Raw genomic sequence first — 20,803 nt, 5'->3', positions numbered from 1 at the left:
TATGAGTCTTATGGGAGACGTTCAGAAATTCATTGAATCCCATCCGGGATGTACTTCCAGCGATATAGCGAATGCTTTTGCAGATTTCCCGCGTAAAAGCGTCCTGCAGTCGGCAAGTAAGTTACGCCAGTGCGGGCGTGTTGCTCATCGCTTTGAAGGTAAAACTCGCAGGCATTTTGCTCTTGAGACAGACATACAGCCGGATCAGGAGCCAGATATCGGGACTAAACCTGTGCGGAGCTGTTATGTCGGAACCAACGACCCGCAGGTGATTATGCATCTGATACGTCAGGCAGAAACACTGGAGTCGGGAGGGTTGTTCCGTCGTGCAGCTACGGTATGGATGGAGGCATTCCGGGAGAGTCATATCCCGTCGGAACGTAGCGCCTTTCTGGCGCGCCGTGAACGGTGTTTGCGGAAGAGCAGAAAGTATGTTGCATCAGGTAGTGAGTGGTATCTGTCAGGGAATTATGTGGGGTCTTAATGAGCAATAAATATTGCCAGGCGCTGGCAGAACTGCGCAGCAAATCAGCACATGAACTGAAAGAAGTCGGCGATCAGTGGCGGACACCAGACCTGCTTTTTTGGGGCATTAATGCGATGTTCGGTCCCCTAACGCTGGATCTCTTTGCTGACGACGATAACGCTAAGTGCCCTGTGTGGTACACCGCCGATGATAACGCGCTGGTACAAGATTGGGCTGAAATGCTGGAGTCAATCGGCGGGGCCGCATTCGGTAATCCACCCTATAGCCGCTCTCAGTACCACGAGAAGCAGGCGATCACCGGCATGACCCACATCATGGATCACACAATGGCGATGCGTGAAAAGGGTGGGCGTTACGTGTTCTTCATTAAAGCAGCGACAAGTGAAACGTGGTGGCCGGAAGACGCTGACCACATCATGTTTATCCGCGGTCGTATTGGTTTCGATCTCCCAGTGTGGTTTGTTCCTGCGGACAATAAGCAGAAACCCACTGGTGCTTTCTTTGCTGGCGCCATTGCAATCTTCGATAAATCCTGGCGCGGCGAGCATTTCAGCTACATCAGCCGTACCGAACTGGAAGAAAAAGGGAAGGCGTTCATGTCGCTGGTCACATTTGCCGCTTGCAAGGCCCAGCAGGCAGAAACAGTACAGCCACCTGCGCCGCTGACATTACCAGAAGTTGAATCGCGTATTTGGCCTCTCGAGGTTGGCCTGGTGTTTAACCAGGTGGAAGGCGTTGATGTATTGAGCGAGGCCCAGCAGAACAAACTGAAAGCCAACATCAATCAACTCTGGCTGGAGCGGACGGCCACCAGCGAAATTATCGCAATTGCCCGTGGCCTTGTTGGCAGCATGCAGGGGGTAACCCATGCGTGAGATTATCGTAGATAACTTTGCTGGTGGCGGTGGCGCATCAACGGGTATTGAATTGGCGATCGGGCGCAGCGTGGATATTGCGATCAACCACGACGAAAACGCCATTGCGATGCACAAGACGAACCACCCGGACACACTGCATTATTGTGAATCCGTATTTGACGTGGATCCGGTAGCCGCCACCGGAGGTAATCCAGTCGGCCTGGCGTGGTTTAGCCCGGACTGCCGACACTTCTCGAAGGCAAAAGGCGCTAAGCCTGTGAAAAAAGAGATACGCGGTCTTGCCTGGATTGTTCTGCGTTGGGCACTGGCGAAGCGACCACGTGTGATGATGCTGGAGAACGTGGAAGAGTTTAAAACGTGGGGACCGCTGCTGGCAGATGAAATGCGTCCGGATCCTGCCCGCACTGGCGAAACATTCAATGCATTTGTCGGCATGCTTTCCACTGGCATTCCTGCTGATCACCCGGCACTGGCTGAGGTTTGTGAGTTCCTGTCTATCGAAAGAGGTAGCGAGCAGGCGCAAAAGCTGGTGGATGGGCTCGGATATGATGTTGATTATCGCGAACTACGCGCGTGTGATTACGGCGCGCCGACGATCCGCAAGCGCTTCTTCATGGTTATGCGTTGCGATGGTCAACAGATTCGCTGGCCAGAACCTACTCACGGTGATCCGAAATCACTGGAAGTGCAAAGCGGTCGGCGTGCACCGTGGAGAACAGCCGCGGAGTGTATTGACTGGTCAATACCGTGTCCAAGTATTTTTGGGCGTAAGAAGCCGCTTGCTGACAATACACTGAAACGTATAGCTCGAGGGATACAGCGGTTTGTTCTAGATAATCCAACGCCTTTTATCGTGAAGTGTAACCATACCAGTAATCGTTCAAATTATGATTGTTTCCGTGGACAGGGACTGGACGAACCACTGCAGACCATTACTAAAACTCATGATTATGCATTGGTAACGCCATTTATTGCTGGAAATGGTGGAAGTGAATACCAGGCTAAGCCGCGCCCACTTGATAAACCCGCGCATACCATTTTGAGGCAGTCCCGCGCCTGTCTGGTTGCACCGGTTATCGCACGTCAGTTCGGGGCTAGCGTTGGTCATTGTGCAGATGAACCGAGTGCGACAATTACAGCTGGTGGTGGCGGTAAATCACAACTTGTTACAGCATTTCTTGCAAAACACTTCGGCGGCAACTATTCCGGCCCCGGAGCAGCAATGGATGCTCCAGCCCATACGGTCACGACAACAGATCACCATGCGGTTGTCACTTCTCATCTTGTTCATCTTCGGGGCACATGCAGAGATGGTTTAAAAGTGGATCAGCCCGTACCGACAATCACTGCTGGTGGAATGCACCTCGGTGAAGTACGCGCCTTCCTGATGAAGTACTACGGGAACGAGAAAAGCGGAGTATCACTGTCGGAGCCTTTGGGAACAGTCACTACTAATGATCGCTTTGGACTGGTTACAGTCGAAGGTTGCAACTACCAAATCGTTGATATCGGGATGCGTATGTTACAGCCCCATGAGCTGTATCGCGCGCAGGGATTTCCGGACTGGTACGTAATTGATCAGGATTTCCGGGGAAATCGTTATGCGAAGGACAAGCAAGTTGCTCGTTGTGGTAATGCTGTTCCGCCTCCATTTGCTGAGGCACTGGTGCGCGCCAATTTGCCTGAGTTATGTGTTAACAAGCGGGAGCAAGCAGCATGATGAATTTAACTACTCGCCAGCAACATGTTCTGGATACCTTGATCAATTATCAGCGTAAGCATGGTTTTCCCCCTACAAATACCGAATTGGCAGAGCTGCTGGGATGCAGCTCTCCTAATGCTGCAGTAGACCATCTTAGGGCATTGGAGAAAAAGGGAGTGATTACGATAACCCGAGGTGTGTCGAGGGGTATCTGTATCAACACATATAACGATGACGCAGAAACTCTAGCACTGATAAAAGCACTTGTTACTGATGAAGCTGACGCCAGAGAACGGGCCATCACATTTCTTCAGGGAAAGGGGATAACGCTATGAAATTGGCCCTGCCATTTCCACCGAGCGTAAACACTTACTGGCGTCATCCCAACAAAGGGCCGTTTGCCGGAAAGAGCCTGATAAGTGTGGCGGGACGCAAATTTCGGAGCGCAACGTGTGCCGCCATCATTGAGCAACTTCGCCGACTGCCGAAACCGACATCAACCCATGCAGCGGTAGAAATCATCCTGTATCCGCCAGATAAGCGGATCAGGGATTTGGACAATTATAACAAAGCGCTGTTCGACGCACTGACCCACGCAGGAGTCTGGGAGGACGACAGCCAGGTAAAGAGAATGCTGGTGGAGTGGGGACCAGTTTTCCCGAAGGGGAAGGTAGAAATCACGATCACGAAATTTGAAACAAGGGCGGGTGCAGCCGCCTGAAAATGGAGAAAGAAGCATGAATAATTTAATGGTCATTGATGGTATCGAAGTTCGCCGCGACGCTCATGGGCGCTATTGTCTTAACGATTTACACCGGGCTGCGGGTGGAGAGCAGAAATACCGTCCGAAGTACTGGCTTGATAATAAGCAAACCCGTGAGCTGATTGAGCAACTTTTCACCGAGGGCGGAATTCCACCCTCGGAACAAAATCAATCCGTTAGCTTTTTTCAGGGCGGTAGTGATACCCAAAATTTGGGTATCGCTCCAGTAAATACTGTTCGCGGTGGTGCTGAACAAGGTACATACGTATGCAAAGAACTGGTGTTTGCTTATGCAATGTGGATCAGCCCATCTTTCCATCTCAAGGTAATCCGCACGTTCGATCGGATTACCAGTGCGCCACAAACATCTTCTGGTATGGCTGCCGATAAGATGCAGGCGGGGGTGATTCTGCTGGGTTTTATGCGCAAAGAGTTAAACCTGTCCAATTCATCGGTACTGGGCGCGTGCCAGAAACTCCAGGAGGCAGTGGGACTACCTAATCTGGCGCCACAATATGCCATTGATGCTCCGGCTGGCGCGCTGGATGGTTCAAGCCGCCCGACGCTGGCACTGAGCGCGCTGTTAAAACAGCATGGTATCCGGATGACGGCTAATCAGGCGTACCAGCAGTTAGCGAAGCTGGGTGTTGTTGAACATCGTGAACGTTACAGTCGTTCCGCGATTAACGGCATTAAAAAATTTTGGTCGCTGACGGCGAAAGGCTGCATGTTCGGCAAAAACATCACCAGCCCGGCAAACCCTCGCGAGACGCAACCGCATTTCTTCGAATCCAAATTCCCTGAGCTGCTGAAGCTGCTCGATACCGTTCATTGAGGTGATCGTGAGAGCGTTACTGACCCCTGAAATTGCTCCTCGTATGGGCGTTGTATTGTTCAGGCCGGGATCGGAACTGATGCCCCTGTTTATGCAGGGGCGTGTTCTGCTTGAACCAGAGCCGAAACAATATTCATCTTTCGCCTGCGGCGCGGTCCCGGCGGTATCACAGCCGCTGGCGGATGATCCTGCTGTTCGTGATGTGTTCCGTAATGAGTCGGTTATTTATCGTGCTGGTGGTCTGGCTAGTCTGGAAAGCTGGCTACTCCGGGGGAATGGCTGTCAGTGGCCGCATTCAGACTGGCACAGCGAACAGATGACAACCATGCGCCACGCCCCGGGGGCAATCCGACTGTGCTGGCACTGCGATAACCTGCTGCGCGAACAGTTTACGGAACGGCTGAAATCAATAGCTGTGGAGAACACGACAAAATGGGTTTTATCGGTTGTTTGTCGTGATCTGGGTTTTGACGATATGCACGCAGTTACTCTCCCGGAACTGTGCTGGTGGATGGTACGCAATGACCTGGCAGAAGTCTTGCCGGAGAGCGCTGCGAGAGAAGCATTAAGGATGCCAAAGGCAATTGTCCAGTCAGCTACCCGTGAAAGTGAAATTGTTCCCTCAGTGCCGGCCACCAGCATTGTACAGGATAAGGCGAAAAAGGTACTGGCGCTCAGGGTTGATCCGGAATCGCCGGAAAGCTTCATGTTACGTCCGAAACGCCGTCGATGGGTCAATGAGAGATATACCCGCTGGGTTAAATCCCAGCCGTGCGCCTGCTGCGGGAAGCAGGCGGATGATCCGCACCACCTGATAGGCCACGGTCAGGGAGGGATGGGAACAAAGGCGCATGACCTCTTTGTGCTGCCGTTGTGCAGAACGCATCATAATGAGTTACATGCGGACACCGTGGCATTCGAAGAGAAATACGGCTCTCAACTGGAGTTGATATTTCGTTTTATCGATCGCGCGCTGGCAATTGGCGCGCTGGCGTAAATGGAGAACGCTTAATGATTAATCCTTCTGAAGTTGGTAAGTCTGGTGAAATGGTTCGCCTCCGAACTCTTGAAAGTATCTGGATACAAGGCAAGCTTCGAATGTGGGGGCGCTGGTCATATATTGGTGGTGGTAGTGGTGGGAATATGTTTAACCAGCTTCTGTCATCCGGGAAGATAACTAAAACCGCTATTAACGACGCTCTTCGTCGGATGAAAAAATCTGGCATCACTAAGCCAGAGCTGGAGGCCTTTCTTCGTGAAATACTCGACAGCAAAAATAAGTCAGGATTAGCATTTTGTTCTGACGAGGAGGGATTGAAAATAGACGGTGTTATTGGCACCACTCTGGTTAGAGAAGGTCATTCAGGGCTTTACAGCATCATAGTGAATCGATATCGCCTGCGTAAGAGCAAACGCCTTATGGCTGAAGAACTACAGGTAAAACACCCGGAATGGTGTTATATGACTTGCCGCCGACGTATTGACTCCTGGCTAAGTCTTGCCGAATCCATGCTATACGCGCCAATGTGTGACAAATTTGGCACAAATAGCGACAGATTTTACTTGAAAAGTGAGCCAGTAAATGATTGAATTGTGATAGGCTCGGGACGGTAAAGCGAACTGAGCAACACACACAAGCCCGCCACTGAGCGGGTTTTTTTATGCCCGTAAACTGGGGTAGTGTGTTTTTTAATTTTATCCAGCGAGACGTAAAGTATAACTGAGTTATGGTTAGCACCCGGTTTAACACATTAGGTGGCTTGCCTGATAGTTTCTGTAGGAGGGTGTATGATAAAAAAAGTAATATTATTTTTAGCGTTTTTTTCTGGTTACGCAAGTGCCGTTGATTTTGTATATCGTGTTGACTCGAGACCTCCGGATGTGATTTTTCGTGATGGTTTTAGTTCTCATGGTAATAACAGGAATCTTCAGCAACATATCAGAGGTGACTCGTGTTCCGCCGGTAGTCGGGACAGTAACTATATTGCGACTACCTCAGATATTAATGAGACTTATAACATAGCACGGGTATATTACTCCAGAACAACATTTAGCGGCAGGTTGTACAGATACAGAATCCGTGCAGACAATAGTTTCTACAGCCTTCCGCCGTCTGTCGCTTATATTGAGTCACGTGGTATCCAGTTTAGTCATTTTGAGCGAGTGATGATGCGGTTGCAAAGTGAGTATGTAGCCGTAAATTCTATCCCAATTGAAAATATCCAGGAAGCAGTTGAGCTTGTTTACGACAGAAATACAAGTCAGGTAAGAGACGGATCTGGAACATCAAATTCCCGTTATTTACGCGTGAGTACACAATCAAATCCTGGGGTAATACCCAACTTACCAGTACCACAGGTAAGTACCCGGGAAAGGATTAGTGCATTTGGTACCTTAATCAGTGCTTGTTTTTCAATGAGAGGAGTGCGCAGGGATGATGCACGTAGTAATTATAATTACTATGAAATGGAGTTTTATGACGCACGGGGAGTTTTAACGGAATTATTGAACTGATGATGGCATAAAAACATTTTCTTTTTTGTATGTGAGTGTCGTTGGCAGTAAAAAAAAGGAGTGTAGTGATAATCATTGCATTCAGTTGCTCTGTGTTTTTATATGTCATGGTAAATATTGTTGGAGTGAATTATGAAAAATAAATTAAATGTTTTGGCTCTTACTCTTGCGTCGTTATCCAGTGTTTGTTATGCAAACATGGCTGATTATAATACGTATCAGAGTAATGTTCAGATTAACAATCTGTCTCATGGCGTGTATAAGTCAGGGGGTAAGGACAGTCAGTTTTTTTGTATCGGACTGAATAATGAGAGTCAAATACCTAATGCCAATACCATGTGTAAAATGGATGTGTTCGGAACTCATAAACAGGGGTTTGATAACATGCTGGCGACAGCACGGTATTATTATACAACAGGGGAGAAAGTAAGAATATATTATAAAGAGAATGTCTGGGCTGACAGAAATTTTACAGCAGGATTCTCTGGTAATGAATTAATTGCGATAACTACTTGTAGTTCAATAGATTATTGTATGGGGCCTACGTTGCCAAACTAAATATTTCTGGGTATTAAACGCTATAAAGAACAGTCTAAATCTTGTTGGCGAGACGATTGTGTCTGAACCTTTATCAGGCTCCTGTACGGCTGTGGCGCTCTGTGGGGCGACTGTATTCGGGCTGTGTACTGGAACGGATTTCGGGATTGTATTTGGAGCATTTGCGGGAACGTTGTTCGTGGCAACAATGCCGCAGATACTGTCACCCCAAAGCACTCCTTCAAGCTTCTGACAATTGTGGGTGGTTTGTTTGATGGAGTGCCTCTTAAGATTAGAACTCTCACCATAAAGGCTGCGCGTTTACGTGGCCTTTTTCGTATTCAGGCTCACGGGAATCATCCGCTACGTGCTTTGTTGATAAATCCAGCCCATGAAGCCTTCCCCCTTTGATCACACACTGAGCTATCGGTGGTGAGGCTGTGACTGGAAAGAGCAGCCTGTACAACAGGATTTGAGTTGTGGTTTCTTGCACCGCGGCATTTTCTGCTTCGCCATATACTATTTGCTTTGTTTTGCGGAGGTGTGAATGAAAGAAGGGTATTACTGGATTCAGCATAACGGTGTTGTTCAGGTGGCATACTATACGAACGACACAGTTGACGATCTGGAATCAGGACAGCTTATTGTCGGTGTCTGGCATCTGACAAGAGGCGATGATATCTGCCATAACGGCGAAGCAGAAGTACTTTCCGGACCATTACAATCACCAGTTTAAATGATTTCAACCTTATCAGGGCAGCCATCAGGCAGCCTTTTTTATTTTTCCCCTCATAACTGAGAGGACCCACACAACCAGAGGGGGATGAATGTCCGAACCTGTATCCAGTGCGACAGTGTTGGCTGGTGGATTAATGGGGGCCAGTGTATTCGGTCTGGCAACCGGAACCGATTATGGTGTGGTATTCGGTGCTTTTGCCGGCGCGGTGTTTTATGTCGCCACGGCAACCAACATCGGACGCATCAGGCTGGTTGCTTATTTTATTACATCATTTATTGTGGGAGTGCTTGGCGCCGGGCTGATAGGTACTAAGCTTGCGGCAATAACGCATTATGAAAAACCACTGGATGCTCTTGGCGCAGTGATTATTTCTGCAATGTGTATAAAGTTTCTCACTTTTCTTAACAGTCAGGATCTGAACAGCCTGTTCAGTATTCTTTCTCGTATCAGGGGAGGGGGATCAAATGGTAGCAAATGACCCTTCTGCAGTTCTGAATGCCGTAATTTGTGGGGTAATAGTAATCGTTCTGATGTTTTACCGACGCGGTGATGCGACACACCGCCCCCTGATTTCGTTACTGGCCTATGTCATGGTGCTGGTATATGCCAGCGTCCCTTTCCGGTTTGTTTTTGGTTTATATGAATCATCCCACTGGCTGGTGGTGATGGTGAATATCCTTATCTGCGCCGCTGTGCTGTGGGCTCGCGGTAATGTGGCGCGTCTGGTTGATGCACTGAGGCACTGATGAATCAACAACAATTTCAGCAGGCGGCTGGTATTAGCGCCGGGATTTCTGCGCGCTGGTATCCGCATATTACGGCGGCAATGAGCGAATTCGGTATTACTGCGCCATTGGATCAGGCCATGTTCATTGCACAAACGGGACATGAATCAGCAGGATTTACTGTTCTGAAGGAAAGCTTCAATTATTCGGTGGAGGCACTGAAAAATACGTTTGGTAAACGCCTGACGACTTATCAGTGCGAAATGCTGGGGCGTATTGATGGTCGCCAGGTTGCCCACCAGCCACAAATAGCCAATCTGGTTTATGGCGGCCGCATGGGCAACAAAGACGCCGGAGATGGCTGGAAGTATCGTGGGCGTGGGCTTATCCAGATTACTGGGCTGGAGAATTACACCAGATGTGGCGTTGCCCTGAAACTGGATCTGGTGGCGAATCCGGGGCAGCTTGAGCTGGAACGTCATGCCGCCCGATCCGCAGCGTGGTTTTTTGTGACTAAAGGGTGTCTGAAATACTCCGGCGACATGGTACGCGTTACGCAGATAATCAACGGAGGACAGAACGGTATTGGTGATCGGCGGGAGCGCTTTGAGAAAGCAAAATCGGTGCTCGTATGATAGTACTGCTGAAATTGCTTAAAAAATTCTGGAAGCCATTAGCAGAAATACTGCTGGTGGCTTTTTTGTTATGTGCTGGTGCGTACTGGTGTTATTCACGAGGTTATCAGAAGGCAGATTCATCCTGGAAATTCCAGTGGGCGCAACGAGACCTTACCGATGCGACCGCCGCATTGCAGCAAGAAGTAACCGAAAGAGCGAAAGAGCAGCGTCGCCAGCACGCCGCAGATGAAGAACGGAAAAGAGCCGATGAAGAACTGGCAAAAATACAGGCCGATGCTGATGCTGCTGAGCGTGCTCGCGGTGGGCTGCAACAGCAGCTCGCAGCAGTACAACGGCAACTTGCAGGAAGTGAAACCGGCAGGCTTTCCGCTCTTGCCGCAGCAAGCCAGGCAAAAGCCGAGACCGGAATACTGCTCGCCCAGTTGCTTGGCGAAGCTGACGATCTGGCGGAAAAGTTCGCAAAAGAGGCTGATGAGCGTTATGTCGCCGGAAGCACATGCGAACGTACCTGGGACAAAGTGACCGGGCAGAACTGAAACCTGATAACAAGGAAAATTAATGAAGGCAAAATTATTCGTACTGGCCCTGGTATGTGTGTCCCTCGCCGGTTGTACAACGCTTTATTATCGGTAATGACTATGCGCCGTATATTAGCCACCGCTGCCGCACTTTGTCTTGGCGGCTGCATTACTGTGTATGGTCCGGTTAAAACGGGCGGGCAGCAACAGCAGGACAGCCAGGCCGGGCAGCAGCCAGGGATGAGCGAACAGATATCAACCTCATTCATCGGTAACCGTAAACCGGATGAGTTGCTGAATGCCGTGGCGCTGTATTTCAGGGAGAAGGCCATCACAGCCAGTGTTAACGACCATACCACAGGGATTATCGCCGGTACCGGGGATGACCCGGAACTGAGCTCGTTGTATCTGGACTGTTCACTGTTACCGCAGACACAAAATATCCAGGAGCATTACCGTATCGTCGCGCAGGTCTGGAGTGCCGGTGAAGGCAGTAATGTTTCGGTAATGGTGACAGGCACTGTCGGACTGGATACTGCCGACGGTAACGATAAGGTGAAGCCGGTTGAATGTAAAAGTACCGGGATATTTGAGAAGGATTTGCTGGAGCGGTTACGTAAGTAAGAATTACAGCAGGTATTCACTGAGTACCTGTGATAATGCTATATTAATTCGCTTTTGGGAGGGATTGATGAACACTTCAGATACAATAGCTTTATGGACAGCAATAGGAACGTGTTTAGCTGCTATTGCTACAGTAATCACTGCTGTGATTACTGGATGTGCTTTGAGAGTAGCGATTAAGACATTACATTCATGGAAAGATAAAGAAAAATTTATACAGCAGGTTAGATTAAAACGCGCTATTTTGGAATACCGCCAAAAGATAGAAAGTATCAAAAACCTAAATAATGATCACCTTAAAATAAATGAACATGTGATTAATGTACTACAACCAGCTCTGTCCAATGTTTACCATGAGATGAAGTTGGCCGGATTTAAAGAAAATGAATGTATAGAGTTTGAGCTATTTAATATTGTTTGGAGTTCACAGCAAAATTATGAATCAAGCCATATGAATTATAAGGAATTATTGGATAGTGCTGTCGAATTACAGAAAGCAATTAAGATTAATTTTTGACATAGAATTGCAACTAGCTTGATTAGTATGAATTTGCCTTACTTTGTCTTGGGCTTTTTATGGGGATCGTTCGTGCATGTCAAAGAAAGACTTTAAGTAATGAGTCTGGATATGCTGAATTGTTGATCTGGCATACTTAGTTGGTGGATGTTACGCATACATTAATATTATGTTGACAATTAGTGTCGCTTATGGGTCCTTTCCGACAGTTTGGGTCGTTACGGGGCGGCAGCGTCGCAAGATTTCACTCCTTATGAAAATTTTCAGGGAAAAGCCAGATCCGTTCTTCTTATCGTTTATTTCCTGTTTTTAAAGGTTTTTTTAGAAAAAAGAAAGGATCTGCTGGATAACGTTTTTAGTTAAAAACGAAGATCGCAGATCCTTTCCTGTTTCCGGGAGACTTTTCCATGAACGTGAATAAAAAAAAACTGGCTGAAATTTTTGGTTGTGACGTCAGAACTGTCACAGCCTGGCAAAGCCAGGGGCTGCCACTTGTTTCCGGAGGAGGAAAAGGTAACGAAGCAGTGTTCGACACCGCGGCAGCGATTTCATGGTACGCGGAGCGTGATGCGTCTATTGAAAATGAAAAGCTGCGTAAAGAGGTTGATGATTTACGTGCCGCTGCGGAATCAGATCTTAATCCCGGCACCATCGACTATGAGCGCTACCGCCTGACAAAAGCCCAGGCGGATGCGCAGGAACTTAAAAATGCTGAGCGCGAAGGGCTGGTTCTTGAGACCGAATTGTTCACCTACATCCTGCAACGGGTGGCTCAGGAAATAGCAGGGATACTGTCAAGGGTACCGCTGGTATTACAGCGCAAATATCCTGATCTGTGCCAGTCGCACATCGATGTGGTCAGAACGGAAATCGCCAGGGCGTCAGGCAGGGCCGCCACGATAGCGGATGTGGAGAAGTGGACCGATGATTTCCGGAGAGCGCAGGGCGAATAATGCCAACAGAGCCATAACTAACGGGCTGATAGCGCTTCATATTCCCGTACCGCTTACCACCGTGCAGTGGGCTGATGAGTATTACTATCTGCCAAAAGAGTCCTCCTACACCCCCGGCAAATGGGAAACGCTGCCGTTTCAGGTAGCGATAATGAACGCGATGGGGTATGAACTGATCCGCGTTGTAAACCTCATTAAGTCTGCCCGCGTGGGCTATACCAAAATGTTGCTGGGGGTGGAAGGCTATTTCATAGAGCACAAGTCGCGCAACAGCCTGCTGTTCCAGCCGACCGACTCATCCGCTGAGGATTTTATGAAATCCCACGTGGAGCCGACTATCAGGGATGTTCCTGTATTGCTGGAGCTGGCCCCCTGGTTCGGGCGTAAACATCGTGATAACACGCTTACCCTGAAACGCTTTTCTTCCGGTGTCGGGTTCTGGTGCCTCGGCGGTGCAGCAGCCAAAAACTACCGTGAAAAATCGGTGGATGTGGTCTGCTATGACGAATTGTCATCTTTTGAGCCGGATGTCGAGAAAGAAGGTTCGCCGACGCTGCTGGGGGATAAACGTATTGAAGGTTCTGTCTGGCCTAAATCCATTCGGGGCTCCACACCAAAAGTCAAAGGGTCATGCCAGATTGAAAAGGCGGCAAATGAATCGGCGCATTTTATGCGTTTTCATGTACCGTGTCCGCATTGTGGCGAAGAACAGTACCTTAAATTCGGTGATGGCAGTACGCCGTTCGGTCTGAAATGGGAGAAAAGCAAGCCGGAGACGGTGTATTACCTTTGTGAACATAATGGATGCGTGATCCGTCAATCGGAACTTGATCAGAAAGCAGGCCGCTGGATTTGCGATAACACAGGCATGTGGACACGCGATGGACTGGCTTATTTCAGCGCGTCCGGTGAGGAGGTTCCGCCGCCACGATCCATTACCTTTCATATCTGGACGGCTTACAGTCCCTTTACCACCTGGATACAGATTATTTATGACTGGCTGGATGCGCTGAAAGATCCAAATGGTGTGAAAACCTTTATAAACACCACGTTGGGCGAGCCTTATGAAGAGGCGGTGGCCGAAAAACTCAGCCATGAGCTTTTGCTGGAAAAAGTGATTCATTATGCGGCGCCGGTTCCGGAGCGGGTGGTGTATCTGACCGCTGGTATCGACTCCCAGCGTAACCGTTATGAAATGTATGTCTGGGGCTGGGCGCCGGGCGAAGAGGCTTTCCTTATTGATAAGCAAATTATCATGGGACGGCATGATGATGAAGATACCCTGCAGCGTGTGGATGCCGTCATTAATAAAAAATATCGTCATGCTGACGGGACGGATATTTCCATTTCCCGTATCTGCTGGGATATCGGCGGTATCGATGCAGAAATCGTCTATAAACGCTCAAAAAAACACGGCATTTTCCGCGTGCTGCCTGTCAAAGGGGCCTCCATTTACGGAAAACCCGTTATTACCATGCCTAAAAAACGCAACCAGAGCGGGGTATTCCTGTGCGAAATCGGTACTGATACTGCCAAAGAAATGCTTTACGCCAGAATGGGGGCGGTTACTGCGCCTGCCGATGAAGCCACGCCTTATGCGATCCGCTTTCCGGATAATCCGGATGTTTTTACGGAGGTGGAAGCGAAGCAACTGGTAGCCGAAGAGCTGGTGGAGAAACTGGTTAACGGAAAATTCCGGCTGTTATGGGATGCCAAAGGACGTCGTAACGAAGCGCTGGATTGTCTTGTCTATGCCAGTGCAGCGTTACGGGTGTCTGTGCAGCGCTGGCAACTGGATCTGGAGGCGCTGGCGACATCAAGGAAAAGCGAAGAGCAGGATACCCCGACACTTGAACAACTGGCCGCAATGCTGGCAGGAGGAGTTAATGGCAACAATCACTGAGCTACAGGAAGCCCGCGTCGCGCTGCATGACCTGATGACGGGAAAACGGGTGGCGACGGTTCAGAAAGACGGGCGACGGGTTGAATTTACCGCGACATCGGTAGGGGATCTGAAAAAATATGTCGCGGAACTTGAGGCGTCACTGTGCAATGGTCGCCGCCGGGCACCTGTGGGGGTGAGACTGTGAAGCGCACCCCGGTTCTGGTGGATGTTCACGGCACGCCGCTGCGGGAAAGTCTGGGATACACCGGCGGGGGGATCGGTTTCGGCGGACAGATGGCTGACTGGATGCCCCCGGCGGAAAGCGTGGATGCCGCGCTGCTGCCTTCGTTGCGCCTCGGCAATGCGCGGGCTGATGATCTGGTCCGTAATAATGGTATTGCAGCAAATGCGGTGGCTCTGCACAAGGATCATATTGTCGGACACCTGTTTCTTATCAGCTATCGTCCAAACTGGCGCTATCTTGGTATGCGTGAGAGCGCAGCGAAGAGTTTTGTTGATGAGGTTGAAGCTGCATGGACAGAGTATTGCGATGGTATTTTTGGCGAAATGGATGCCGAGGGGAAGCGTACTTTTACAGAGTTCATCCGTGAAGGCGTGGGCGTTCACGCCTTTAATGGTGAAATTTTTCTCCAGCCTGTCTGGGACGCTGAAACCACGCAGGTTTTCCGTACCCGATTCAAGGCTGTCAGTCCGAAACGGGTGGACACACCGGGGTATGCCCGCGGAAACCGCCAGCTTCGCGCAGGAGTGGAAACGGACCGGAATGGAAAAGCCCTCGCCTATCATGTCTGTGATGATGACTGGCCGGTGGCTGGTGGGGAACGCTGGACCCGTATTCCTCGTTTTCTGCCGTCCGGACGACCCGCGATGTTACATATTTTCGAGCCGGTTGAGGACGGACAGACGCGCGGTGCCAATCAGTTTTACAGTGTGATGGAGCGGCTGAAGATGCTTGATACCCTGCAGGCAACGCAGCTTCAGTCCGCGATTGTCAAAGCCATGTACGCCGCCACGATCGAAAGCGAACTCGATTCCGAGAAAGCCTTTGAATACATCACGGCGGCAGATAACAAAGATACGCCCCTTGTTAACATGCTGGCAAATTATGCCCGCTATTACAGTACCAACAGTATCAAACTGGGAGGTGTAAAAATTCCCCACCTGTACCCGGGTGATGAGCTGAATCTGCAGACTGCGCAGGATTCCGATAATGGCTTTTCGGCGCTGGAGCAGGCGCTGCTCCGGTATATTGCCGCCGGGCTGGGGGTCTCTTATGAGCAGCTTTCGCGTGATTATTCTCAGGTCAGCTATTCCAGCGCCCGCGCATCTGCCAATGAGTCCTGGCGCTATTTACTGGGGCGGCGCCGGTTCATTGCCGGACGGCTGGCGACACAAATGTTTTCCTGCTGGCTGGAGGAGGCGCTGATACGGGGAGTTATCCGGGCACCCAGGGCCAGGTTTTCCTTCTGGGAGGCCCGATCCAGCTGGAGCCGCTCGGAGTGGATTGGTGCCGGACGTATGGCGATTGACGGACTCAAGGAGGTTCAGGAATCCGTGATGCGTATTGAGGCCGGGCTGAGTACCTATGAAAAAGAACTCGCCATTATGGGCGAGGATTACCAGGAGATATTCCGCCAGCAGGTCAGGGAATCCGAAGAACGGCGGGCAGCCGGACTTTCGCGTCCGGTATGGATCACTGATACCTATCAACAACAGATCGCGGCGAGCCGTCAGACGGAGGAGGAAAAGCGTGCAACGTAATCTCTCGCACATCATCAGCCAGGCAACCAGTGCTCCGTTGCTGCTTGAACCCGCCTATGCGCGGGTTTTCTTTTGCGCGCTGGGCAGGGAGTCAGGCATTAACAGCCTGCACATTCCCGGTAATAACGAAAGTCTGGATCAGTCGGATATGGCACTGGTCACAGGCGATTTTATGGCGACCGGAAAGCCGCAGGCACGTTTTTATCAGGTAGTGAACGGTATTGCGGTATTACCCGTGACCGGAACACTGGTTCATAAACTCGGCGGAATGCGTCCCTTTTCAGGGATGACCGGATATGACGGTGTCACTGCCCGGCTACAACAGGCGGTTTCAGATCCGGAGGTAAAAGGCATTCTGCTGGATATTGACAGTCCCGGCGGTCAGGCTGCCGGGGCGTTTGACTGTGCTGACATGATTTACCGGATGCGCGAACAGAAACCTGTTTGGGCACTGGCAAATGAAACAGCCTGTTCGGCGGCCATGTTGCTGGCGGCAGCCTGTTCGCACCGCCTTGTGACCCAGACGTCCAGAATGGGATCAATTGGTGTGGTGATGGCGCATACCAGCTACGCCGAAAAACTGAAACAGGAAGGGATCGATATCACCCTTATCTATTCTGGCGCACACAAGGCTGATCTGACGCCCAGCCAGAAATTACCGGAAAGCGTCTATGCCGACTACCAGCAGCGAATGGACGAGGCCAGAAAGATGTTTGCAGAAAAAGTGGCCCGGTACACGGGGTTGTCTGTCGATGCGGTAATGGAGACGGAGGCGGCAGTGTATGACGGGCAGGCCATTATCACTACCGGACTGGCAGATGGAATGGTGAATGCTGCTGACGCCATCGGCGTGATGGCAGAAGCTATCAACAGTAACAAGACAGGAGGCACTATGCCTGAATTAAGTGCAGCTGACGCTGTCACGCAGGAAAACCAGCGCGTAATGGGAATTCTGGGTTGCCCGGAGGCCAGGGGGCATGAGGCACTGGCACAGATGCTGGCCGGGCAGCCGGGAATGAGCGTTGCTCAGGCGAAGTCTATTCTGGCTGCCGCCGCTCCGGCGGACACGACCAGCACCGCTGACCGTATCCTTGCCCTGGAAGAAGCTGGTGGTCGGGAAACACTCGCACAGACACTGGCGGCCATGCCAGAGATGACGGTGGAACAGGCCAGAACCATTCTGGCAGCATCGCCGATCGCTGCGGCAACGTCACTTCATGATGCCGTGATGGCGCTTGATGAGGCGAAAGGCCGTGAAGAGTTGGCGGAAAAACTGGCTGTCATGCCTGGTATGACCACAGATCAGGCCCGTGACCTGCTGGCTGCCGCGCCGGACAAATCCGGTAATGCGGGGCTGAGCATGAACAACGCATTTGATGCTTTCATGCAGTCTCATTCCCCGGGCCCCATATCCGGCGGCAAAGGCCACAGTAATGATACCGAAACGACGTTGTTGATGAGTATTCCCGGTACTTCAGCCACCTGATAAGGAGACAGTATGTCATTTACCACCACTATTGAGAAACGTGCGGATAACCGCATTTTCGCCGGTAACGATCCGGCACATACCGCAACGGGAGTCAGCGGTATAACGGCGGCCACACCGATGCTGACGCCCCTGATGCTGGATGATACCACCGGGAAACTGGTGGTCTGGGACGGGCAGAAGGCCGGAACGGCAGTCGGGGTTCTGGCCCTTGAGCTGGACGGGTCGGAAAACCTGCTGACGTACTGGAAGAGCGGCACCTTTGCCACAGAATCACTGGCATGGCCGAAGAGTGTGGATGCCATTAAGCAGGCAAATGCATTCGCCGGAAGCGCCGTCAGTCACGCCGCTTTACCGTAATAAGAAGGCCGCGAAGCGGCCTTTATCGTATTTAACGTCCGGAGGACACCATTTATGGGATTGTTTACCACCCGCCAGTTGCTGGGTTATACCGAGCAGAAAGTTAAATTTAACCCACTCTTCCTGAGCCTGTTTTTTCGCCGTACTGTGACATTTCCTACCCAGGAAGTCATGCTGGACAAAATTACCGGAAAAACACCGATTGCCGCTTATGTATCTCCGGTGGTTGGAGGGAAGGTTCTGCGTAACCGCGGCGGGGAAACGCGCGTACTGCGTCCGGGGTATGTCAAACCGAAGCATGAAGTTAACTATGCGCAGGTTGTTGAGCGTCTGCCGGGTGAAGACCCGGCCAGGCTTAACGATCCGGCCTACCGTCGTCTGCGCATTCTGACCGATAACCTGAAGCAGGAAGAGAAGGCCATCGTCCAGGTGGAGGAGATGCAGGCCGTCAGTGCGGTGCTGAACGGGAAATACACCATGCAGGGCGAGCAGTTTGACACCGTGGAGGTGGATTTTGGTCGCTCCGCCGGGAATAACATTATTCAGGCCACAGGTAAAAAATGGTCAGAGCAGGACAGGGAAACCTTTGACCCGACTTATGATCTGGATATGTACTGCGACCAGGCATCCGGTCTGATCAATATTGCCGTGATGGACGGGAAAGTCTGGCGTCTGCTGAACGGTTTTAAGCTGTTCCGTGAAAAACTGGATACACGCCGCGGTTCAAATTCTCAGCTGGAAACGGCGGTGAAGGACCTTGGGGCTGTGGTGTCGTTCAAGGGGTATTACGGAGATTTGGCCATTGTGGTGGCTAAAACATCCTATGTTGCTGATAACGGGACCGAAAAGCGTTACCTGCCTGAAGGGACTCTGGTTCTGGGAAATACGGCGGCAGAAGGTATCCGCTGCTATGGTGCCATTCAGGATTCACAGGCGCTCGCGGAGGGTATTGTTGCCGCCACCCGTTATCCCAAACACTGGCTGACGGTGGGGGACCCGGCGAATGAATATACCATGACGCAGTCTGCGCCGCTGATGGTCCTGCCGGACCCGGATGAGTTTGTCATTGTCACTGTCGGTTAAGCATCCCAAAAGGCCTGATTCAGGCCTTTATTGTTACAAATTGCGGGAGGATCTTTTATGGCAACAAAAGAAGAGAATATACAGCGTCTGCGGGAGCTTGCGACGCGGCTTGGTCGTGATCCGGATGTGTCCGGGAGCGCCGCTGAACTCAGCCAGCGTGTCATGGAATGGGAAGAGGAAGCGGAGGCGGAGGCGGAGCATTTGCCTGCTGTGGAAAATGACAGTGATGAATCCATAGTGCCGCCCGGGATCGGGCAAAGATCCGAACGGGTACTTATCAGGGCGCTTCGTACACTACACATCTGCGCCATCGATCCGGACAGTAACCGGGAACTGGATATGGTTATGGCGGGAAACCCGGCGCGTATTTCGCAACACGATGTGGACGAGCTGATTGCTGCAGGACTTATTATTGAACTGTAAGGGTGGCGATATGTCGCAGTCCGAAAACCTGTTTGATACCGCGATTTCTCAGGCTGATGATGCCATCCTCCGGGTGATGGGAACGGTAGCAACAATAACTTCCGGCGTTCTGGCAGGGGCCACGCTTACGGGCGTATTTGACGATCCTGAAAGTGTGTCGTATGCCGCCGGAGGTGTCCGGATTGAGGGGGACAAGCCTACATTTTTTGTCAAAACATCCCTGACAGTCCATCTGAAGCGCCCGGACACACTAACCATTCTCGGTGACACCTTCTGGGTGGATCGCATCACTCCGGCTGGTGGAGACAGCAGTATTATTCTGCTGGGCAGGGGGGAGCCGCCGACGGATAACCGGCGCAGGACGGGAGGAATGTTTGAAAGGGCTTGAAAATGCGATCCGGAATCTGAACAGCCTTGACCGGCAGATGGTTCCCCGGGCCAGTATCTGGGCTGTGAATCGCGTGGCGCAGAAAGCTGTTTCAGTGGCAACCCGTAAGGTGGCGCGGGAGACTGTCGCCGGAGATAACCAGGTAAGAGGACTTCCGCTGAAGCTGGTTCGCCAGAGGGTGAGGTTATTTAAAGCCGGTACAGACGGTAAACGCTCTGCCCGGATACGGATTAACCGGGGAAACCTTCCCGCCATAAAGTTGGGCGCTGCACAGGTCAGGATGAGCAAACGGAGGGGAAAACTGCTGTATCGTGGAAGTGTGCTGAAAATCGGGCCATATCTGTTCCGGGATGCCTTTATTCAGCAACTGGCTAACGGACGCTGGCATGTTATGCGACGCGTTAACGGGAAAAACCGTTATCCAATTGATGTAGTGAAAATTCCTCTTTCCGGACCATTGACTCAGGCATTCGAAAGCGCCACACAAAGCTTGATTGACGAGGAAATACCGAAGCAACTGGGGTATGCCCTGAAACAACAACTGAGGCTTTATCTTTCACGATGAGCAAACACACATTAATCCGCCGGGCCGTTCTGGAAAAGCTGGAATCCGTGACTGGCGCACCTGTCACTCTTTTTGATGGACTTCCTGCTTTCGTAGAACAGGAAGATTTACCCGCAATAGCTGTCTGGCTGACAGACGCACAGTATACAGGCCTTATGACCGATGAGGATGACTGGCAGGCTACTCTCCATACGGCAGTTTTTCTGAGGGCTCAGGCTCCTGATACAGAGCTTGATATCTGGATGGAAGAAAAAATCTTTCCTGCGCTGGAAGAGGTTAGTGTTCTGGAGCGCCTTATCGATACCATGACCCCGCTGGGTTATGACTACCAGCGTGACAGCGAAATGGCAACGTGGGGGATGGCAGAAATTACTTACCGGATCACCTATACCAACTGAGGA

28 protein-coding genes and 1 pseudogene are annotated in these 20,803 nt (G+C 50.9%); all 29 read left to right on the top strand.

Annotation, left to right across the window (positions count from 1 at the left end; genetic code table 11):
• Nucleotide 1 precedes the first annotated feature (1 nt).
• The 29 genes and pseudogenes from ABVM99_RS02940 to ABVM99_RS02800 all read left to right on the top strand — a co-directional run bounded on the left by ABVM99_RS02940 (nt 2) and on the right by ABVM99_RS02800 (nt 20,800).
• The gene (locus tag ABVM99_RS02940) at nt 2-484 is read left to right on the top strand and encodes a PerC family transcriptional regulator (protein WP_001669427.1); all 483 of its coding nucleotides are present in this window, start codon (nt 2-4) and stop codon (nt 482-484) included.
• The gene (locus tag ABVM99_RS02935) at nt 484-1,362 is read left to right on the top strand and encodes a phage N-6-adenine-methyltransferase (RefSeq protein ID WP_023195411.1); all 879 of its coding nucleotides are present in this window, start codon (nt 484-486) and stop codon (nt 1,360-1,362) included. The genes ABVM99_RS02940 and ABVM99_RS02935 overlap by 1 nt, the downstream gene beginning before the upstream one ends.
• Nucleotides 1,355-3,085 (top strand): DNA cytosine methyltransferase, encoded by a 1,731-nt coding sequence (locus tag ABVM99_RS02930; protein ID WP_023195410.1) that lies wholly within the window; start codon nt 1,355-1,357, stop codon nt 3,083-3,085. Before ABVM99_RS02935 ends, ABVM99_RS02930 begins: the two co-directional genes overlap by 8 nt.
• Nucleotides 3,082-3,402, top strand: coding sequence for a LexA family transcriptional regulator (locus ABVM99_RS02925; RefSeq protein WP_023195409.1), 321 nt, complete (start codon nt 3,082-3,084; stop codon nt 3,400-3,402). The genes ABVM99_RS02930 and ABVM99_RS02925 overlap by 4 nt, the downstream gene beginning before the upstream one ends.
• Nucleotides 3,399-3,788: a RusA family crossover junction endodeoxyribonuclease gene (locus tag ABVM99_RS02920; RefSeq protein ID WP_023195408.1), complete on the top strand. Its 390-nt coding sequence runs from the start codon at nt 3,399-3,401 to the stop codon at nt 3,786-3,788. The genes ABVM99_RS02925 and ABVM99_RS02920 overlap by 4 nt, the downstream gene beginning before the upstream one ends.
• 16 nt (nt 3,789-3,804) lie before the next feature.
• Complete coding sequence (locus tag ABVM99_RS02915) at nt 3,805-4,665, top strand: KilA-N domain-containing protein (protein ID WP_023195407.1); 861 nt, start codon at nt 3,805-3,807, stop codon at nt 4,663-4,665.
• A 7-nt stretch (nt 4,666-4,672) separates the two neighbouring features.
• On the top strand, nt 4,673-5,662 hold the full coding sequence (locus ABVM99_RS02910) for a DUF968 domain-containing protein (protein ID WP_024145493.1): 990 nt from the start codon (nt 4,673-4,675) through the stop codon (nt 5,660-5,662).
• 14 nt (nt 5,663-5,676) lie between these two features.
• Nucleotides 5,677-6,255 carry a DUF1133 family protein gene (locus tag ABVM99_RS02905; protein ID WP_023195405.1) on the top strand — a complete coding sequence of 193 codons (579 nt, stop codon included), beginning with the start codon at nt 5,677-5,679 and terminating at the stop codon, nt 6,253-6,255.
• A 198-nt stretch (nt 6,256-6,453) separates the two neighbouring features.
• Nucleotides 6,454-7,179, top strand: a complete 726-nt coding sequence (gene artA, locus ABVM99_RS02900) for a toxin ADP-ribosyltransferase subunit ArtA (protein WP_023195404.1) — start codon at nt 6,454-6,456, stop codon at nt 7,177-7,179.
• Nucleotides 7,180-7,311: 132 nt separating this feature from the next.
• Entirely contained in the window at nt 7,312-7,737 is a 426-nt protein-coding gene (locus ABVM99_RS02895; RefSeq protein ID WP_023195403.1) for a subtilase family AB5 toxin binding subunit, read from the top strand.
• 58 nt (nt 7,738-7,795) lie between these two features.
• A pseudogene (locus ABVM99_RS02890) lies at nt 7,796-7,966 on the top strand (putative holin); the annotation flags it as partial.
• A 297-nt stretch (nt 7,967-8,263) separates the two neighbouring features.
• A complete protein-coding gene (locus ABVM99_RS02885; protein ID WP_000658039.1) occupies nt 8,264-8,452 on the top strand; it encodes a hypothetical protein in 189 nt (62 codons plus the stop codon).
• A 91-nt stretch (nt 8,453-8,543) separates the two neighbouring features.
• Entirely contained in the window at nt 8,544-8,933 is a 390-nt protein-coding gene (locus ABVM99_RS02880; protein ID WP_001294873.1) for a phage holin family protein, read from the top strand.
• The gene (locus tag ABVM99_RS02875; RefSeq protein ID WP_000226307.1) at nt 8,920-9,201 is read left to right on the top strand and encodes a phage holin family protein; all 282 of its coding nucleotides are present in this window, start codon (nt 8,920-8,922) and stop codon (nt 9,199-9,201) included. The genes ABVM99_RS02880 and ABVM99_RS02875 overlap by 14 nt, the downstream gene beginning before the upstream one ends.
• Nucleotides 9,201-9,815, top strand: a complete 615-nt coding sequence (locus ABVM99_RS02870) for a glycoside hydrolase family 19 protein (protein ID WP_023195402.1) — start codon at nt 9,201-9,203, stop codon at nt 9,813-9,815. The genes ABVM99_RS02875 and ABVM99_RS02870 overlap by 1 nt, the downstream gene beginning before the upstream one ends.
• Entirely contained in the window at nt 9,812-10,354 is a 543-nt protein-coding gene (locus ABVM99_RS02865; protein ID WP_052938202.1) for a DUF2514 family protein, read from the top strand. The genes ABVM99_RS02870 and ABVM99_RS02865 overlap by 4 nt, the downstream gene beginning before the upstream one ends.
• Nucleotides 10,355-10,456: 102 nt before the next feature.
• Complete coding sequence (locus tag ABVM99_RS02860; protein WP_052938201.1) at nt 10,457-10,960, top strand: hypothetical protein; 504 nt, start codon at nt 10,457-10,459, stop codon at nt 10,958-10,960.
• Between the two features lie 67 nt (nt 10,961-11,027).
• A complete protein-coding gene (locus ABVM99_RS02855) occupies nt 11,028-11,477 on the top strand; it encodes a hypothetical protein (RefSeq protein WP_052938200.1) in 450 nt (149 codons plus the stop codon).
• Nucleotides 11,478-11,884: 407 nt separating this feature from the next.
• Nucleotides 11,885-12,430 carry a terminase small subunit gene (locus ABVM99_RS02850; RefSeq protein ID WP_001102153.1) on the top strand — a complete coding sequence of 182 codons (546 nt, stop codon included), beginning with the start codon at nt 11,885-11,887 and terminating at the stop codon, nt 12,428-12,430.
• On the top strand, nt 12,402-14,333 hold the full coding sequence (locus ABVM99_RS02845; RefSeq protein WP_058799589.1) for a phage terminase large subunit family protein: 1,932 nt from the start codon (nt 12,402-12,404) through the stop codon (nt 14,331-14,333). Before ABVM99_RS02850 ends, ABVM99_RS02845 begins: the two co-directional genes overlap by 29 nt.
• A complete protein-coding gene (locus ABVM99_RS02840) occupies nt 14,317-14,520 on the top strand; it encodes a phage head-tail joining protein (protein ID WP_000201415.1) in 204 nt (67 codons plus the stop codon). Before ABVM99_RS02845 ends, ABVM99_RS02840 begins: the two co-directional genes overlap by 17 nt.
• Complete coding sequence (locus ABVM99_RS02835; RefSeq protein ID WP_023194673.1) at nt 14,517-16,097, top strand: phage portal protein; 1,581 nt, start codon at nt 14,517-14,519, stop codon at nt 16,095-16,097. Before ABVM99_RS02840 ends, ABVM99_RS02835 begins: the two co-directional genes overlap by 4 nt.
• Nucleotides 16,087-17,583, top strand: coding sequence for a S49 family peptidase (locus ABVM99_RS02830; RefSeq protein ID WP_023194672.1), 1,497 nt, complete (start codon nt 16,087-16,089; stop codon nt 17,581-17,583). Before ABVM99_RS02835 ends, ABVM99_RS02830 begins: the two co-directional genes overlap by 11 nt.
• Nucleotides 17,584-17,595: 12 nt before the next feature.
• Nucleotides 17,596-17,943: a head decoration protein gene (locus ABVM99_RS02825; protein WP_023194671.1), complete on the top strand. Its 348-nt coding sequence runs from the start codon at nt 17,596-17,598 to the stop codon at nt 17,941-17,943.
• 54 nt (nt 17,944-17,997) lie between these two features.
• Entirely contained in the window at nt 17,998-19,026 is a 1,029-nt protein-coding gene (locus ABVM99_RS02820; RefSeq protein WP_000522566.1) for a major capsid protein, read from the top strand.
• A 57-nt stretch (nt 19,027-19,083) separates the two neighbouring features.
• Complete coding sequence (locus ABVM99_RS02815; protein WP_000201485.1) at nt 19,084-19,449, top strand: DNA-packaging protein FI; 366 nt, start codon at nt 19,084-19,086, stop codon at nt 19,447-19,449.
• 10 nt (nt 19,450-19,459) lie between these two features.
• Complete coding sequence (locus ABVM99_RS02810; RefSeq protein ID WP_000083293.1) at nt 19,460-19,837, top strand: head-tail joining protein; 378 nt, start codon at nt 19,460-19,462, stop codon at nt 19,835-19,837.
• The gene (locus ABVM99_RS02805; RefSeq protein ID WP_000677089.1) at nt 19,824-20,402 is read left to right on the top strand and encodes a phage tail protein; all 579 of its coding nucleotides are present in this window, start codon (nt 19,824-19,826) and stop codon (nt 20,400-20,402) included. Before ABVM99_RS02810 ends, ABVM99_RS02805 begins: the two co-directional genes overlap by 14 nt.
• Entirely contained in the window at nt 20,399-20,800 is a 402-nt protein-coding gene (locus tag ABVM99_RS02800; protein WP_023194670.1) for a phage minor tail U family protein, read from the top strand. Before ABVM99_RS02805 ends, ABVM99_RS02800 begins: the two co-directional genes overlap by 4 nt.
• The last annotated feature ends 3 nt before the right edge of the window (nt 20,801-20,803 follow it).

It is taken from the genome of Salmonella sp. SJTUF15591 (assembly GCF_043356435.1).
GTDB lineage: Bacteria > Pseudomonadota > Gammaproteobacteria > Enterobacterales > Enterobacteriaceae > Salmonella > Salmonella enterica.
The sequence above is the reverse complement of the archived record's forward strand: the minus strand, read 5'-3'. Positions and strand labels throughout refer to the sequence as shown.

Coding starts and splice junctions, on each gene's coding strand:
- ABVM99_RS02940 (WP_001669427.1), top strand. CDS start 2: ATGAGTCTTATGGGAGACGTTCAGAAATTCATTGAATCCCATCCGGGA.
- ABVM99_RS02935 (WP_023195411.1), top strand. CDS start 484: ATGAGCAATAAATATTGCCAGGCGCTGGCAGAACTGCGCAGCAAATCA.
- ABVM99_RS02930 (WP_023195410.1), top strand. CDS start 1,355: ATGCGTGAGATTATCGTAGATAACTTTGCTGGTGGCGGTGGCGCATCA.
- ABVM99_RS02925 (WP_023195409.1), top strand. CDS start 3,082: ATGATGAATTTAACTACTCGCCAGCAACATGTTCTGGATACCTTGATC.
- ABVM99_RS02920 (WP_023195408.1), top strand. CDS start 3,399: ATGAAATTGGCCCTGCCATTTCCACCGAGCGTAAACACTTACTGGCGT.
- ABVM99_RS02915 (WP_023195407.1), top strand. CDS start 3,805: ATGAATAATTTAATGGTCATTGATGGTATCGAAGTTCGCCGCGACGCT.
- ABVM99_RS02905 (WP_023195405.1), top strand. CDS start 5,677: ATGATTAATCCTTCTGAAGTTGGTAAGTCTGGTGAAATGGTTCGCCTC.
- artA (WP_023195404.1), top strand. CDS start 6,454: ATGATAAAAAAAGTAATATTATTTTTAGCGTTTTTTTCTGGTTACGCA.
- ABVM99_RS02895 (WP_023195403.1), top strand. CDS start 7,312: ATGAAAAATAAATTAAATGTTTTGGCTCTTACTCTTGCGTCGTTATCC.
- ABVM99_RS02885 (WP_000658039.1), top strand. CDS start 8,264: ATGAAAGAAGGGTATTACTGGATTCAGCATAACGGTGTTGTTCAGGTG.
- ABVM99_RS02880 (WP_001294873.1), top strand. CDS start 8,544: ATGTCCGAACCTGTATCCAGTGCGACAGTGTTGGCTGGTGGATTAATG.
- ABVM99_RS02875 (WP_000226307.1), top strand. CDS start 8,920: ATGGTAGCAAATGACCCTTCTGCAGTTCTGAATGCCGTAATTTGTGGG.
- ABVM99_RS02870 (WP_023195402.1), top strand. CDS start 9,201: ATGAATCAACAACAATTTCAGCAGGCGGCTGGTATTAGCGCCGGGATT.
- ABVM99_RS02865 (WP_052938202.1), top strand. CDS start 9,812: ATGATAGTACTGCTGAAATTGCTTAAAAAATTCTGGAAGCCATTAGCA.
- ABVM99_RS02860 (WP_052938201.1), top strand. CDS start 10,457: ATGCGCCGTATATTAGCCACCGCTGCCGCACTTTGTCTTGGCGGCTGC.
- ABVM99_RS02855 (WP_052938200.1), top strand. CDS start 11,028: ATGAACACTTCAGATACAATAGCTTTATGGACAGCAATAGGAACGTGT.
- ABVM99_RS02850 (WP_001102153.1), top strand. CDS start 11,885: ATGAACGTGAATAAAAAAAAACTGGCTGAAATTTTTGGTTGTGACGTC.
- ABVM99_RS02845 (WP_058799589.1), top strand. CDS start 12,402: ATGATTTCCGGAGAGCGCAGGGCGAATAATGCCAACAGAGCCATAACT.
- ABVM99_RS02840 (WP_000201415.1), top strand. CDS start 14,317: ATGGCAACAATCACTGAGCTACAGGAAGCCCGCGTCGCGCTGCATGAC.
- ABVM99_RS02825 (WP_023194671.1), top strand. CDS start 17,596: ATGTCATTTACCACCACTATTGAGAAACGTGCGGATAACCGCATTTTC.
- ABVM99_RS02820 (WP_000522566.1), top strand. CDS start 17,998: ATGGGATTGTTTACCACCCGCCAGTTGCTGGGTTATACCGAGCAGAAA.
- ABVM99_RS02815 (WP_000201485.1), top strand. CDS start 19,084: ATGGCAACAAAAGAAGAGAATATACAGCGTCTGCGGGAGCTTGCGACG.
- ABVM99_RS02810 (WP_000083293.1), top strand. CDS start 19,460: ATGTCGCAGTCCGAAAACCTGTTTGATACCGCGATTTCTCAGGCTGAT.
- ABVM99_RS02800 (WP_023194670.1), top strand. CDS start 20,399: ATGAGCAAACACACATTAATCCGCCGGGCCGTTCTGGAAAAGCTGGAA.